Source organism: Streptomyces sp. NPDC052721, assembly GCF_040678315.1.
GTDB lineage: Bacteria > Actinomycetota > Actinomycetes > Streptomycetales > Streptomycetaceae > Streptomyces.
Genome location: NZ_JBFATL010000001.1, coordinates 126,417 through 140,798, shown reverse-complemented (window position 1 = coordinate 140,798; position 14,382 = coordinate 126,417). Strand labels below are relative to the sequence as shown.

Below are 14,382 nucleotides of genomic sequence, written 5' to 3'. Positions count from 1 at the left end.
CCAGGGAAGCTAAGCCAAAGCTAACTTTGGACGAGTTCTACTTTTCGACAATACAGAACTTACGCTCATCATGTCGCCCGCGCCAGCAAGGAAAGGCTCCGCTAACCTGCGGCTTCTCCGCTGAACGCTCACATGTGCGAATGACAGCTCAGATGCCGACCGGGTGACAGAGCCTCGGCCCCGGCTCACGCGGTCGCCTCCCGTGGGACACATCCGCACAGGGTCCCGTGCGACCCGCCGAAGGAGGCCGCCCATGGCATCGACCGCCTGCACTCCCCCGGCCCCGGCGCCCGGTGACGCCGCCGGACTCCGCGAGCGGGCCCGCGGGGCGCTGCTCGGCCTGGCCGTCGGGGACGCGCTCGGCGCACCGGCGGAGAACCTCAGGCCCTCCGAGATCCGCGCCCGCTGGGGCCGGATCACCGGGTACGTCAGCGACCGGCCGTACGGCACGGACGACACCGAGTACGCGATCTTCTCCGGTCTGCTGCTGGCCCGGCACGGCTCGGCGCTCACCCCGGAGCATGTCGAGGCGGCCTGGCACGAGTGGATCGCCGACCGGGCCGAGGGACCCTTCCGCGGCGCGGGCTTCAGCGAGCGCGGCACGCTGGAGAACCTCCGCCGCGGCCTCGCCGCCCCCATCTCGGCCCAGCACCGGCACGCCTGGAGCGACGGACTGGCGATGCGGGCGGCGCCCTTCGGGGTCTTCGCCGCCGGGCGCCCCGCCGAAGCGGCCCGGCTGGTGGCCGTCGACGGCTCCGTCAGCCACGAGGGCGAGGGCATCTACGGCGGCCAGGCGGTCGCGGCGGGCGTGGCGGCGGCGATGACCGGCGCGGCGGTTCCGGTGGTGATCGCCGCCGCCCTCGCGGTGATCCCGGACGACTCCTGGACGGCTCGCTCCCTGCGGCGCGCGGTGGCGGTGGCGCATCGCGGCGAACGCGCGGTCCGCTCCGCGGTCGTCATCGGCGGCTACCCCTGGACCGACCTGGCCCCGGAAGCGGTCGCCCTCGCCTTCGGCGCGTACGCGGCGGCCGACGGCGACTTCCGGGAGGCGGTCCTGACGGCCGTCAACATGGGTCGCGACGCGGACACGACGGCGGCGGTGGCGGGCGCCCTCTCCGGCGCGACCCAGGGCCTCTCGGCCATCCCACCGACCTGGGCGGCGGCCATCGGCCCGGCCCGCGGCCGCTGCCTGCCGTCCATCACCGGCCACCACGTACTGGAGATCGCGGAACTCCTGGTGACGGCGGCGGAAGGGAGCACGGAAGAGGCCGGGACGTCGGCCCCGGGGCCGATCACCACGACCGTGGCGGCGACACGGGCCGCGGTGCTGCCGGGAAGCACGCCGGACGGCAACCCGGCGGACACACCGGCAACGGAGAAACCGGCAGCGCTCACAGCGGCAACACTGACTACGGCCCCACCGGGAAGCCTGGCGGACGGGGAACCGGAGGCACTGGTGGGTGCGGTGCAGCCACCTCCGCTGCCCGCCCCCCAGCCCACCGGACTCCTCCCACCCCCTCCCTCCACCACCCAGCCGACCGAGTCGGGCGGTGGGTGGGCGCAGGCGCGGGGGTCCAGGGGGCGGAGCTCGCTGGTGGGTGCCGGAGACGCCGGGCCAGCGGACAGCGGGCGGAGCCCTCTGGTGGGGGCCGGGCAGCCGGACGGTGAGGGGCAGTCATGACAGCGCGCCGCATCGAGGGCCTCCTCCTCGGCCTCGCCGCGGGAGACGCCGCCGGCTGGCCCGCCGCCCGGCACCGCGCGGCCCGCATGCCCGAGTGGACCCGCCGTCTCACCCGGGAACTGGACACCTTCGCCGAGCAGAACGCCACCACCACCCTCCCGGTCCCGATCGCCCTCAACCAACCCCCCGAGCCCCTCCGCCTCGGCCCGTCCGACGACGCCGAGTGGGCGGCGTTCGCCGCGGAGGCGGTCCTGCGCGCCGGCGACGACGACGTCCTCGGCGACCTCAGCCGAGCCCGCCGTATGCGCGCCGCCATCGACCTCACCTGGACCGCCGTGGCCTGCGAGGTCGCCGCCGCGGCGGACCGCGCCCCGGAGATCGAGTCCGCCGTACTGCCGCTGCGCGCCCGCATCTCCGTCCGCGCCGGCCTCGGCAACCTGGCCACCGGCCTGCGCCCGCCCGCCACCGGCCACGACAACCCGCACTACTTCGACGACGCGGCCTGCGTCCGCGCCTGCGTCCTCGCCGTGGCCCACCCCGGCGATCCGCAACAGGCCGCCGCACTCGCCGAGTTCGACGCCCGCTACACCCAGGACGGCGACGGCGTGCACGGCGCGCGGGCCATGGCGGCGGCCCTCTCCCTCGCCCTCGCCGACGCGGACACCGACACCTGCGTGACCGCCGCGCTCGCCGAACTCCCGGCGGACACCGAGATCGGCCGCAACACCCGCCACGCCCTCGCCCTGGCCGAGGACGGCGAGTCCGCCTTCGCCCTCGTCCCCCTCCTGGAACACCAGATCGTGGACCACGTCTACAGCTACGGCATCGCCGCCGCCGAGACCGTCCCCGTCGCGCTCGCCCTGGCCACCGCCGCCCGGGGCCGGATCACCGAGGCCGTACCGGCCGCCGCCTGCCTGTCCCGGGTCGCCGACTCCGCCCCCGCCCTCGCCGGAGCGCTCACCGGCGCCCTCGGCGGCGGCGCGGCGATCCCCGACACCTGGCGGGACGCCTGCCGCATCCTGCCCGGCTGCACCCTGCCCCGTCTCACCGGCACCGACCTGGTGGAACTCGCCGGACTCCTGGAAGCCGCACAACCGGCCCGCCCAGGAGGATGATTCGGGGCATGACGCCCAAAGAAGAAGAAAGCAGCGGCCCCGGCCCGAGCGGTCTCGCCGACCGCGTCACCGCCGCCCTGGTGGGAGCCGCCGTCGGCGACGCCCTCGGCGGCCCGGTCGAGGGCTACTCCCCCGACCAGATCGCCGAGCGGCACGGCGGTCGCGTGCGCGGCATCGTCGGCCCGTGGCACGGTGACGCCTGGCGCACCGCCCGCCCCATCGCGCCGTACCACAAGGGCGACGGCCACGTCACCGACGACACCCTGATGACGCACGCGCTGATCCGCGTCTACGACCGTGTCCGGGACCACCTCGACGCGTACGCGATCGCCGACCACCTGGTCCCGGACCTGATGACCACCCCCCGCTGGATCCCCGAGCTGGAGGCCGAGGCCCTGCCGCTGCACCGGCTCTTCCTGGCCGAGAAGTGGCTGGTGGCCCGGCTGGCCTACGGTCACACTGACCCCCGGGAGGCGGGCACCGGCAACATCGTCAACTGCGGCGCCGCGATGTACATGGCCCCGGTCGGCCTGGTCAACGCGGCCAACCCGGCCGCCGCCTACGCCGAGGCGCTGGACATCGCGGGCGCGCACCAGTCGTCGTACGGCCGTGAGGCGGCCGGTGTGTTCGCCGCGGCGGTGGCCGCCGCGACCGCCCCCGGCGCGACCCCGGACTCGGTGGTGAGCGCCTGCCTGGCCCTGGCCAAGGACGGCACCCGCACCGCGATCGAGAAGGTCTGCGAAGTCGCCGCAGGGCACCGGGACTTCGAGTCGGCGCTCGGTCCGCTGCGCGCCGCGGTGGCGCCGTACGACACCGTCGGCCCGGACTACCGCGCCCCCTCCCTCGCCGCCCGCCGCCCCTCCCGGCTGCACTCCATCGAGGAACTCCCCGTCGCGCTGGGCATGCTGGTCGTCTCCGGCGGCGACTACCGGCAGGCCGTGCTCGGCTCGGTCAACTACGGCCGTGACTGCGACTCGATCGCCACGATGGCCGGTGCCCTCGCGGGCGCGCTCGGCTCGCCCGCCCCCGAGGAGTGGGCGAAGACCGTCGCCGACGCCAGCCGCCTGGACCTGTGGGCGCCGGCCCGGACGCTCACCGAGGTCACACGCGAGATCTTCGACCGGGACGTGCGCCGCCGGCGCGCCCACGAGGAGGCGTTCACCGCGCTCGGAGGCCGGCCGTGCTCCGACTGACCTGGGTCCAGCCGGAGGACCTGCTGGGCCACGAGCTGCGCCAGGCCCGCCTGGACGGGCGCGAGCCGAAGGCGATCGAGGCGCGCTGGCGGGCGGCGGGCGGCCCGGACGCCCCGGAGCGCGCGGGCGCGTCCCCGCACCGGGTGTCCCGCTATCTGCGCCTGCTGGCGGAGGACCTGCTGGACGAACTCGCCGATCTGCCCAGCCGCTTCGCCGACGACGAGCCGACGAACCTGGCCCGCATCAGGTCCCAGTGCCCCGACTGGCCCACCGGACGGTCCGCCACCGCACCGGACCCTCGCGCGCTGGAGGCCGCCTGGCTCGGCCGGGCCATCGGCTGTCTCCTCGGTAAACCGGTCGAGAAACTCCCGCTGGACGGCATCCGCGCCCTCGCCCGGGCGACCGGGAACTGGCCCCTCACCACCTGGTTCACCGCCAGGGGAGTCCCCGAGGACCTCCTGGCCGCCCACCCCTGGAACCGCCGCTCGGCCGCCACCTCGCTCGCCGAGAACATCGACGGCATGCCCGAGGACGACGACCTCAACTACCCCCTGCTCAACCTCCTCCTGCTCCAGCGCCACGGGAGGACCTTCACCACCGACGACGTGGCCCGGCTCTGGCTGGAAGAACTCCCGCCCGGCCGCACCTTCACCGCCGAGCGCGTCGCCCACCGCAACCTCCTCGCCGGCATCGAACCCCCGCACACGGCCCGCCACCGCAACCCGTTCCGCGAGTGGATCGGCGCGCTGATCCGCGCCGACATGCACGGCTGGAGCAACCCCGGCGACCCGGCCGCCGCCGCCGAACAGGCCCACCGCGACGCGGTCCTCACCCACACCGCCAACGGCGTCTACGCGGCGATGTTCACGGCCGCCACCATCGCCACGGCCGCCACCGGCACGCACGACGTCCACGCCTGTCTGCGCACCGGCCGCACGGTGGTCCCGGCCCGCTCCCGCCTGGCGAAGGCGATCGACCACGCCGTCCGGCTGGCCACCACCACCGGCGACTTCGACGACGTCGTGGACGAACTCCACGCCGTCTACGGCCCCACCCACCACTGGGTCCACGCCCTGCCCAACACCGCCCTGACCGTCGCCGCCCTCACCCACGCCGGCGGCGACTTCACCGGCTCGGTCTGCCGTGCCGTGTCGGGTGGCTGGGACACCGACTCCAACGGCGCCACCGCCGGGAGCATCGCCGGCCTCCTCGCCGGCTCTCCCGGCGCGCTCCCCGACCGCTGGCGGGCCCCGCTGAAGAACCGGCTCGCCACCAGCGTCGCGGACTTCGACGGCACCGGCTTCGACACCCTCGCCCACCTCACCCACCTGGAGGCGACCCGACCATGACCCACATCGCCGTCCTCGGCAGCACGAACATGGACCTCGTCACGTATGTCGCCAAGGCCCCGCAGCGCGGGGAGACCGTGACGGGACGGGAGTTCCGTACGATCCCCGGCGGCAAGGGCGCCAACCAGGCGATCGCCGCGGCCCGCGCCGGCGCCACCGTCTCGATGATCGGCGCGGTCGGCAACGACGCCTTCGGCGCGCGGCTGCGCGACACCCTCGAACACTCCGGCGTGGACACCGACTTCCTGCGCACGGTCGAGGGCCCGTCCGGCACCGCGCACATCGTGGTGGACGACGAGGGCGGCAACGCGATCGTCGTCATCCCCGGCGCGAACGGCACCGTCGACCACCTCTCCCCCGGCGACGAGGGGGTGATCGCCACCGCCGACGCCCTGCTGCTGCAACTGGAGATCCCGCAGGCGGCGGTCGTCGCCGGCGCGGAGGCGGCCCGCCGGCATGGCGTCCGTACGGTCCTCACCCCGTCCCCCGTCCAGCCGCTGCCGCCCGAACTCCTGGCCGCCGTCGACCTGTTGGTGCCGAACGAGTACGAGGCGGTCACCCTCACCGGCCGCACCGACCCGCGCGAGGCGGCAGCCGCCCTGCTGGACCTGGTGCCGGAGGTCGTCGTCACCCTGGGCGCCACGGGCTGCCTGTACCTGACCCGGGGCGCCGAACCGCTCGTCGTCCCCGCGCCCCGCGTGACCGCCGTGGACTCCACGGGCGCGGGCGACACGTTCGTCGGCGCGCTCGCGGTGGCCCTCGCCGAGGAGAAACCGGTACGGGAAGCCCTGTCCTGGGCGGCAGCCGCCGCGGCGATCTCCGTCCAGCGGCAAGGCGCGTCGGCGTCGATGCCGTACCGCCCGGAGATCGAGGCCCAGTACAGCGCATGAACACGACGAGCACGACACGTACGGCTGCCACGACGGCACCGATGTCCCCGGCGCTGGACGGCCTGCGGGTGCTGGACCTCGCGACCCTCTTCGCCGGGCCGATGGCCGCCACGCTGCTCGGTGACTTCGGCGCCGAGGTGATCAAGGTGGAGCATCCCCGGCGGCCCGACCCGTCACGGGGCCACGGCCCGGCCAAGGACGGCGTCGGCCTGTGGTGGAAGGTGCTCGGCCGCAACAAGCGGGCCATCACCCTCGACCTGTCCACACCCGGCGGCCGGGCCACCCTGCTGCGGCTCGCCGCCACCGCCGACGTGATGATCGAGAACTTCCGCCCCGGAACCCTGGAGAAATGGGATCTCGGCTGGCCGGAGCTGTCCGCGGCCAATCCCCGGCTGGTCCTCGCCCGGGTCACCGCGTTCGGCCAGTTCGGCCCCTACGCGCACCGCCCCGGCTTCGGCACCCTCGCCGAGGCGATGAGCGGCTTCGCCGCGGTCACCGGCGAACCGGACGCGCCCCCGACGCTGCCGCCCTTCGGTCTCGCCGACTCGATCGCGGGCCTGGCGACCGCCTACGCCGTGCTGACGGCACTGGCCGCACGCGAACGCACCGGCGCGGGACAGACGGTCGACATGGCGATCATCGAACCGATCCTGTCGGTCCTCGGACCCCACGCCACCTGGTACGACCAGCTCGGCTACGTCCAGGAACGCACCGGCAACCGGTCCGCGAACAACGCCCCGCGCAACACCTACCGCACCGCCGACGGCACCTGGGTCGCCGTCTCCACCTCCGCCCAGTCGGTCGCCGAACGGGTGCTACGGCTGGTGGGCCGCCCGGAGCTGATCGAGGAACCGTGGTTCGCCACCGGCGCGGGCCGGGCCGCCCACGCCGATGTGCTGGACGAGGCGGTCGGCTCCTGGATCGCCGGCCGCACCCGCGCCAAGGTGCTCACGGCCTTCGAGGAGGCGGAGGCCGCGGTGGCCCCCGTGCAGGACGTCCGGGACGTCCTGGCGGACCCCCAGTACCAGGCCCTGGACACGGTCACCACCGTCGACGACCCGGAACTGGGCCCGCTGCGCATGCAGAACGTCCTCTTCCGGCTCTCCGCCACGCCCGGCGCGATCCGCTGGGCCGGCCGCCCGCACGGCGCCGACACCGACGCCGTGCTCACCGAACTCGGCCTCACCCCGGCCGGCATCGCGGCGCTGCGCGCGGAGGGCGCCCTGTGACCCGGTTCCCGCTCACCTGGCTCTACGTCCCCGGCGACCGCCCGCATGTCGTGGCCAAGGCCCTGGCGGCGGGCGCCGACGTGGTGGTGATCGACCTGGAGGACGCGGTCGCCCCGGACCGCAAGGAGTACGCCCGCGCGGCCACCGCGGAACTCCTGGCGGAGACGCAGTCGGTCCCGGTGCACGTGCGCGTCAACGCCCTGGACAGTGCCTGGGCCGCCGCCGACCTCCACGCCCTGGCCGGCCTGCCGGGCCTGTCCGGCCTGCGGCTGCCGAAGGTGACGGCGCCGGGCGAGGTGCGGCAGGTCGCCGTGGCCACGCCCGTCCCGCTCTACGCGCTCCTGGAGTCGGCCCTCGGCATCGAGCACGCCTACGCCATCGCCACCGCCCACCCCGCCCTGCGGGGCATCGCCCTGGGCGAGGCCGACCTCCGCGCCGACCTCGGGGTACGGGCCGACGCGGGCCTGGACTGGCCGCGCTCCCGGGTGATCGTCGCCGCCCGTGCGGCGGGCCTGGCCCCGCCGTCCCAGACCGTCTATCCGGACATCCGTGACCTGGACGGCCTGGCCACCTCCTGCGCCCACGGCCGCGCACTCGGGTTCCTGGGCCGCGCGGCGATCCATCCCCGCCAGCTGCCGGTGATCGAGCGGGCCTACCTGCCCACGGAGGCGGAGATCGAACACGCGGAGACGGTCATCAAAGCGGCCTCGGCGAACGAGGGCGCCCAGGCCCTCCCCGACGGCCGCTTCATCGACGCGGCGGTGGTGGCGATGGCGCGGCGAACGCTGTCGCTGGCCGCCAGAAACTGATCCTCCTCACACACCGAGGGCGCCCGGAAGAACTCCGGGCGCCCTCGGTGTCGTACCAGAAACCGTCAGCTCTTCTCGGCCGGCGCCGCCTTCTCCTCGCCCTCGGCGCCCGCGTCGGCGCCGGCGCCGGCCTCCGCGCCCTCGGCCGGACCGTCGGAGTCCCCCGGCTCGACCACGGCTTCCCGTCCCGGCCGCTTCTTCGCCGACACCACGATGTACGCCACCGCCAGCAGGAAGACGAGCAGCGCGGTCCAGTCGTTCAGGCGGAGGCCCAGGATGTGGTGGGCGTCGTCCACCCGCATGTACTCGATCCAGCCGCGGCCCACGCAGTACGCGGCGACGTACAGGGCGAACGCCCGGCCATGCCCCAGCGTGAAGCGGCGGTCCGCCCAGATGACCAGCAGGCCCACGCCCACGCACCACAGGGACTCGTAGAGGAAGGTCGGGTGGTAGTACCCCGGCACCCGGCCGCCCTCGGACGAGGTGATGTGCAGCGCCCAGGGGAGGTGGGTCTCGCGGCCGTACAGCTCCTGGTTGAACCAGTTGCCCCAGCGGCCGATGGCCTGCGCGAACGCGATGCCGGGCGCGACGGCGTCGGCGTAGGCGGGCATCGGGATGCCCCGGCGCCGCGCGCCGATCCACGCGCCGAGCGCGCCGAGCGCGATGGCGCCCCAGATGCCCAGGCCGCCCTCCCACACCTTGAAGGCGTCCACCCAGTCACGGCCCTCGCTGAAGTACAGCTCGTAGTCCGTGATCACGTGGTAGAGCCGGCCGCCGACCAGGCCAAACGGCACGGCCCAGACGGCGATGTCGGCGACCGTGCCGGACTGCCCGCCGCGGGCGATCCAGCGCTTGTTGCCGAACCAGACGGCAACGAAGACGCCGATGATGATGCAGAAGGCGTAGGCGCGCAGCGGGATGGGGCCGAGGTACTGCACCCCGTGCGACGGGCTGGGGATATAGGCAAGGTTCATGGCATGTCCGACGCTACCGTGCCGGGCCGTGGTGACGGCAAGCAGCCCGGCTACGGGTCCATAACGGGGGCGTGAGAAACGCTTACCCTCGGTCGGCCGCCTCCACCAGTTGCTTGAGCTTGGCCGGGGTCATCGTCCGGTCCTGGTAGATGTTCTTGCCGCCGAGCAGCACCGTGGGCGTACCGGTGAAGCCGCCGGACCGGAACGCCTGGTTGGACCTGTCCACCCAGCTGTCGTGCGTGCCGTCCTGGACGCACTTGCGGAAGGCGGGCGTGTCCAGGCCCTTCACCTTGCCGGCCAGCTCGATCAGCTTGCCGTTGTCCGCGAAGGCGTCGTCGGTCTCCTTGGGCTGGTTCGCGAACAGCACGTCGTGGTAGTCGCGGAACTTCCCGGCGTCCTGGGCGCAGGCCGCGGCGTTGGCGGCGCGCAGCGAGCCGGTGCCGCCGAGATTGCCGTCGATCAGCCGGACGAGGTGGTACTCGATTCTGAGCTTGCCGGCGTCGGTCAGTTCATGGAGGGTCGGCCGGTACGCCACCTCGAAGGCCTGGCAGGCCGGACAGCGGAAGTCCTCCCAGACGGTGAGCGTCGACTTGGCGCCGTCCTTGCCGACCGGGATGGCGAGGCCGTCCTTGCCCTGTGCGCCCGACGGGGCCACGGCCGGGCCCGCGCTGCTGCCCTTGTGCTTGCCGGCGTTCGCGGCGACCACGCCGATCACCGCCGCCAGACCCAGGACGCAGACGACGCTCGCGCCCACGATCAGCGTGCGCCGTCGCTTCTCCGCGGCCTTCTGCTTCTCGCGCTCGACCGCCAGCCGTTCCCGGGCGGTGCGCTTTCCGTCACGGTTCTTCTCGCTCACACCCCCAGAACGAACCGGGGAGGCGCAGCGCGCCTCCCCGGCCCGAGGTCCACCCGTTCGAGTGACCGAATCATCCGATACGGGACATTCGCCGACGGTTACGCCGGTCCGTCACGCCTGTCCGCGCACGCCTTTCGCGAGCTCACCGGCCAGCTCGCGGACCGCCGCGATGCCGGAGGCGTGGTCCGGGGCGTCCAGCATCCGCTTCACGAACGCCGAGCCGACGATCACGCCGTCGGCGAAGCCGGCGACCTCGGCGGCCTGGGCCCGGTCGGAGACGCCGAGCCCGACGCAGACGGGCAGCTCCGTGCCGGTGCCTCGGGTGCGCCGGACCAGGTCCTGGGCCTGCGAGCCGACGGACTCCCGGGTGCCGGTGACGCCCATGAGGGAGGCCGCGTAGACGAAGCCGCTGCCCGCCGCGGTGATCCGGGTGAGCCGCTCGTCCTTGCTGCTCGGCGCCACGACGAAGACCGTCGCGAGGCCGTGCTTCTCGGCGTGCTCCCGCCACAGCGCCGACTCCTGCACGGGCAGGTCGGGCAGGATGCAGCCCGCGCCGCCCGCCTCGGCCAGCTCGGCGGTGAACCGCTCCACGCCGTAGCGGTCGATGGGGTTCCAGTACGTCATGACGAGCACCGGCTTCCCGGTGGCCTCGTGGGCCTCCCGGACCGTGCGCATCACGTCGGCGATCTTCACACCGCCCCGCAGGGCGATGTCGTCGGCGGTCTGGATGACCGGGCCGTCGAGCACCGGGTCGCTGTGCGGCAGCCCGACCTCGACGACGTCGGCGCCCCCGTCGAAGACGGCCTTGACCGCCTCGATGCCGCCGTCCACGGTCGGGAAGCCGGCCGGGAGGTAGGCGATGAGCGCGGAGCGGCCCTCGGCCCTGGCGGCGGCGAGGGTGTCGTTCAGCAGCCGGATGTTTCCGCTCACTTGGCGTCCCCCTCGATCTCGGCGGTGTCGGCTTCGTCGGCGGCCACCTCGGCGTCGGTGTCGTAGAGGCCGAAGTAGCGGGCGGCGGTGTCCATGTCCTTGTCGCCGCGGCCGGACAGGTTGACGACGATCAGGCCGTCCTTGCCCAGCTCCTTGCCGACCTCCAGGGCGCCGGCCAGCGCGTGGGCGCTCTCGATGGCCGGGATGATGCCCTCGGTGCGCGACAGCAGGCGCAGGGCCTGCATGGCGGCGTCGTCGGTGATGGCGCGGTACTCGCCGCGGCCGGAGTCGCGGAGGTAGGAGTGCTCCGGGCCGACGCCCGGGTAGTCCAGGCCGGCCGAGATCGAGTACGGCTCGGTGATCTGGCCCTCGTCGTCCTGCAGGACGTACGACCGGGAGCCGTGCAGGATGCCGGGCTCGCCGGCGGTGAGGGTGGCCGCGTGCTCGCCGGTCTCGACGCCGTGGCCGGCCGGCTCGCAGCCGATGAGGCGGACGCCCTCGTCGGGGATGAAGGCGTGGAAGAGGCCGATGGCGTTGGAGCCGCCGCCGACGCAGGCGACGGCCGCGTCGGGGAGACGGCCGGCGCGCTCCAGGAGCTGACGCCGTGCCTCCACGCCGATCACCCGGTGGAAGTCGCGGACCATGGCCGGGAACGGGTGCGGGCCGGCGACCGTGCCGAAGAGGTAGTGGGTGTGGTCGACGTTGGCGACCCAGTCCCGGAACGCCTCGTTGATGGCGTCCTTGAGGGTGCGGCTGCCGGACTTCACGGCGACGACCTCGGCGCCGAGCATGCGCATGCGGGCCACGTTGAGGGCCTGGCGTCTGGTGTCGACCTCGCCCATGTAGATGGTGCAGTCGAGGCCGAACAGCGCGCAGGCGGTGGCCGTCGCGACACCGTGCTGGCCGGCGCCGGTCTCGGCGATGACCCGGGTCTTGCCCATGCGCTTGGTCAGCAGGGCCTGCCCGAGCACGTTGTTGATCTTGTGGGAGCCGGTGTGGTTGAGGTCCTCGCGCTTGAGGAACACACGGGCGCCACCGGCGTGTTCGGCGAAACGGGGCACCTCGGTGAGCGCCGACGGGCGGCCGGTGTAGTTGACGAGCAGGTCGTCGAGCTCGCGGGCGAACTCGGGGTCGCTCTTGGCCTTGTCGTACTCGACGGCGACCTCGTCCACGGCGGCGACGAGGGCCTCCGGGATGAACTTGCCGCCGAAAGCGCCGAAGTAGCCCTCGGCGCTGGGCACCTGGCCGGTGGGGTCAGGGATGAAGAACTCGCTGGGCATGCGGAAACCTCACGGTGAGTGTTCTGGGAAAACGAGTCGCCGTGGGGGCGGGGCCAGTCGTACGGCCTCAGGCCGCGTGTGGTTGCTCGCGCAGTTCCCCGCGCCCCTTCGGGGCGCGCTGCCATCGGCGTCCGTTGACCTGCCCGGGTTCGTCGCCGATGACGTACCGGACGCGGCGGCCGTGTACGCGCCGCGCGGGCGCGCGGCAGCCACGCGGCCGGCAGCCGCGCGCCAGGCGCGCGTGCCGGTCCACGGTCGTCACGGTGAGAGTCATCGGCACCAAGCCTAGCGGGATCAGCCGCGCCCGTGCCGCAGTGCCGGGTGCTCGCCCGCCGCCACCAGGTCGGCCACCGCCGCCTTCGGGTCGCGGCCGGTCACCAGGGACTCGCCGACCAGCACCGCGTCGGCGCCGGCGTTGGCGTACGCGATCAGGTCGTGCGGGCCGCGGACGCCGGACTCGGCGACCTTCACGATGCTGTCCGGGATCTCCGGGGCGACCCGCTCGAACGTGCCGCGGTCCACCTCCAGCGTCTTCAGGTTGCGCGCGTTGACGCCGATGACCTTCGCGCCCGCGTCCACCGCCCGCTCGACCTCGTCCTCGTCGTGCACCTCGACGAGGGGGGTCAGGCCGATGGACACCGCCCGCTCGATCAGCGACTCCAGGGCCGGCTGTTCCAGGGCGGCCACGATCAGCAGCGCGAGGTCGGCGCCGTACGCCCGGGCCTCCCAGAGCTGGTACGACGTGACGATGAAGTCCTTGCGCAGGACGGGGATGTCGACCCGCGCGCGCACCGCCTCCAGGTCGGCGAGCGAGCCGCCGAAGCGGCGCTGTTCGGTGAGGACCGAGATGACGGCCGCACCGCCCGCCTCGTAGTCCGCGGCGAGTCCGGCCGGGTCGGCGATCGCGGCCAGCGCGCCCTTCGAGGGGCTGGACCGCTTCACCTCGCAGATCACCTTGACGCCGTCGCCCTTGAGCGCGGCCACCCCGTCCTTGGCGGCGTGGGCCTTGGCCGCGCGCTCCTTGAGCTCGTCGAGGGTGACGCGTGCCTGCCGCTCCGCGAGGTCGGCACGGACTCCGTCGATGATCTCGTCGAGCACACTCACGCGAGCGGCCCCCTTCCAGACGGTGGTTCCTTCAGGTTCTGAAAACCCGTGGTCAAACCGATGGTATCCGCAGGAGCGCCGAGGCCTCGCATCCGGTGGAGGGCGGTCCCACTACCTGGACTTTCGCTGTTCGATCAAGGGTGGAGCCAGCCACCGAACGGCAGGTTCCGAACGACGGTGAACACCAGCAGCAGGACGCCGGCCGCCCACAGCTGTGCCGGTCCGAGGTCGATCCGCAGCGGCCTGCCGCGCGCCGCGCGGACCATCCAGACGCTCCACAGCACGGCGAAGCCCAGGTAGGCCGCCACGGCCGGCGCGTTGTCGCGCAGGGCGGCGAGGAGATCACCGTGCACGAAGGCATGCGCACTGCGCAGCCCGCCGCAGCCCGGGCAGTACAGACCGGTGAGCCGGTACAGGGGACAGACGGGGTAGTGCCCGGGTTCACCCGGATCGACGACCCCGACGTAGGCGAAGGCCCCGCAGACGACCGCGAACAGCCCCACGGGGACTGCGGCCCGCCGCCAGAAGGGGGCCAGCTGCGGTTCCGGGCGGCTGTAGGCATGCACGCGGGCATTCTCTCCCGCCGCCCGTCAGCCTGCCCGCTCGCAGCCGCAGGCGGCCGTGCCGCGGGCGAACGCAAAGGGCGGCCCGCATCGCTGTGGATGCCGGACCGCCCCTCGACGGAGTTCCGGGACTCAGCTCTCCGCCGCAGCCGGCTCCCGCGTGGCCGCGGGCGCGGTGTGCGGCAGCGGACGAGCCTGCTTCGGCTGACCCAGACCCATCGCGCGCATGATGCCGCCGACCACACCACCGAGGAGCGTGAGGGCCATGCCGGCCCAGAAGCCGACGGGCTGGGCCATCACCATGAAGGCGCCCGCGACGCAGAAACCGATGAAGGCGATGATGACACCGGTCCAGGCGGCCGGGGTGTGACCGTGGCTGCTGCCCGCCATGACTTGCTCCTCGTTGCTG

The 14,382-nt window shown here is 73.8% G+C and carries 15 protein-coding genes; 7 read left to right on the top strand and 8 right to left on the bottom strand.

Features of this window, described 5'->3' with window-relative positions; genetic code table 11:
- The first annotated feature begins 253 nt into the window (after positions 1–253).
- Genes AB0L21_RS00665 through AB0L21_RS00635 form a run of 7 tightly spaced genes read left to right on the top strand, consistent with a single transcriptional unit; the run spans position 254 to position 8,266 of the window.
- Entirely contained in the window at positions 254–1,681 is a 1,428-nt protein-coding gene (locus AB0L21_RS00665) for an ADP-ribosylglycohydrolase family protein (protein WP_365781398.1), read from the top strand.
- Entirely contained in the window at positions 1,678–2,796 is a 1,119-nt protein-coding gene (locus AB0L21_RS00660) for an ADP-ribosylglycohydrolase family protein (RefSeq protein ID WP_365781396.1), read from the top strand. Before AB0L21_RS00665 ends, AB0L21_RS00660 begins: the two co-directional genes overlap by 4 nt.
- An 8-nt stretch (positions 2,797–2,804) precedes the next feature.
- Positions 2,805–3,989, top strand: coding sequence for an ADP-ribosylglycohydrolase family protein (locus AB0L21_RS00655; RefSeq protein ID WP_365698717.1), 1,185 nt, complete (start codon positions 2,805–2,807; stop codon positions 3,987–3,989).
- Positions 3,977–5,338 carry an ADP-ribosylglycohydrolase family protein gene (locus AB0L21_RS00650; RefSeq protein ID WP_365781394.1) on the top strand — a complete coding sequence of 454 codons (1,362 nt, stop codon included), beginning with the start codon at positions 3,977–3,979 and terminating at the stop codon, positions 5,336–5,338. Before AB0L21_RS00655 ends, AB0L21_RS00650 begins: the two co-directional genes overlap by 13 nt.
- On the top strand, positions 5,335–6,228 hold the full coding sequence (rbsK, locus tag AB0L21_RS00645; RefSeq protein ID WP_365698715.1) for a ribokinase: 894 nt from the start codon (positions 5,335–5,337) through the stop codon (positions 6,226–6,228). The genes AB0L21_RS00650 and rbsK overlap by 4 nt, the downstream gene beginning before the upstream one ends.
- 41 nt (positions 6,229–6,269) lie before the next feature.
- Entirely contained in the window at positions 6,270–7,457 is a 1,188-nt protein-coding gene (locus AB0L21_RS00640) for a CoA transferase (RefSeq protein ID WP_365781646.1), read from the top strand.
- Positions 7,454–8,266: a CoA ester lyase gene (locus tag AB0L21_RS00635; protein WP_365781392.1), complete on the top strand. Its 813-nt coding sequence runs from the start codon at positions 7,454–7,456 to the stop codon at positions 8,264–8,266. Before AB0L21_RS00640 ends, AB0L21_RS00635 begins: the two co-directional genes overlap by 4 nt.
- A 65-nt stretch (positions 8,267–8,331) precedes the next feature.
- Here AB0L21_RS00635 and lgt read toward each other — a convergent pair whose 3' ends face one another.
- The 8 genes from lgt to AB0L21_RS00595 all read right to left on the bottom strand — a co-directional run bounded on the left by lgt (position 8,332) and on the right by AB0L21_RS00595 (position 14,363).
- Positions 8,332–9,240 (bottom strand): prolipoprotein diacylglyceryl transferase, encoded by a 909-nt coding sequence (gene lgt / locus AB0L21_RS00630; RefSeq protein WP_365781389.1) that lies wholly within the window; start codon positions 9,238–9,240, stop codon positions 8,332–8,334.
- 82 nt (positions 9,241–9,322) lie between these two features.
- Positions 9,323–10,096 carry a thioredoxin domain-containing protein gene (locus tag AB0L21_RS00625; RefSeq protein ID WP_365781387.1) on the bottom strand — a complete coding sequence of 258 codons (774 nt, stop codon included), beginning with the start codon at positions 10,094–10,096 and terminating at the stop codon, positions 9,323–9,325.
- A 111-nt stretch (positions 10,097–10,207) separates the two neighbouring features.
- Positions 10,208–11,026: a tryptophan synthase subunit alpha gene (trpA, locus tag AB0L21_RS00620; RefSeq protein ID WP_365781384.1), complete on the bottom strand. Its 819-nt coding sequence runs from the start codon at positions 11,024–11,026 to the stop codon at positions 10,208–10,210.
- On the bottom strand, positions 11,023–12,306 hold the full coding sequence (trpB, locus tag AB0L21_RS00615; protein WP_365698710.1) for a tryptophan synthase subunit beta: 1,284 nt from the start codon (positions 12,304–12,306) through the stop codon (positions 11,023–11,025). Before trpB ends, trpA begins: the two co-directional genes overlap by 4 nt.
- A 67-nt stretch (positions 12,307–12,373) precedes the next feature.
- Positions 12,374–12,580, bottom strand: coding sequence for a hypothetical protein (locus AB0L21_RS00610; RefSeq protein WP_365698709.1), 207 nt, complete (start codon positions 12,578–12,580; stop codon positions 12,374–12,376).
- A gap of 20 nt (positions 12,581–12,600) precedes the next feature.
- The gene (trpC, locus tag AB0L21_RS00605; RefSeq protein WP_365698708.1) at positions 12,601–13,410 is read right to left on the bottom strand and encodes an indole-3-glycerol phosphate synthase TrpC; all 810 of its coding nucleotides are present in this window, start codon (positions 13,408–13,410) and stop codon (positions 12,601–12,603) included.
- A gap of 134 nt (positions 13,411–13,544) precedes the next feature.
- On the bottom strand, positions 13,545–13,976 hold the full coding sequence (locus AB0L21_RS00600; RefSeq protein WP_365781382.1) for a DUF2752 domain-containing protein: 432 nt from the start codon (positions 13,974–13,976) through the stop codon (positions 13,545–13,547).
- Positions 13,977–14,105: 129 nt separating this feature from the next.
- On the bottom strand, positions 14,106–14,363 hold the full coding sequence (locus AB0L21_RS00595; RefSeq protein ID WP_365781380.1) for an HGxxPAAW family protein: 258 nt from the start codon (positions 14,361–14,363) through the stop codon (positions 14,106–14,108).
- Positions 14,364–14,382: the final 19 nt, after the last annotated feature.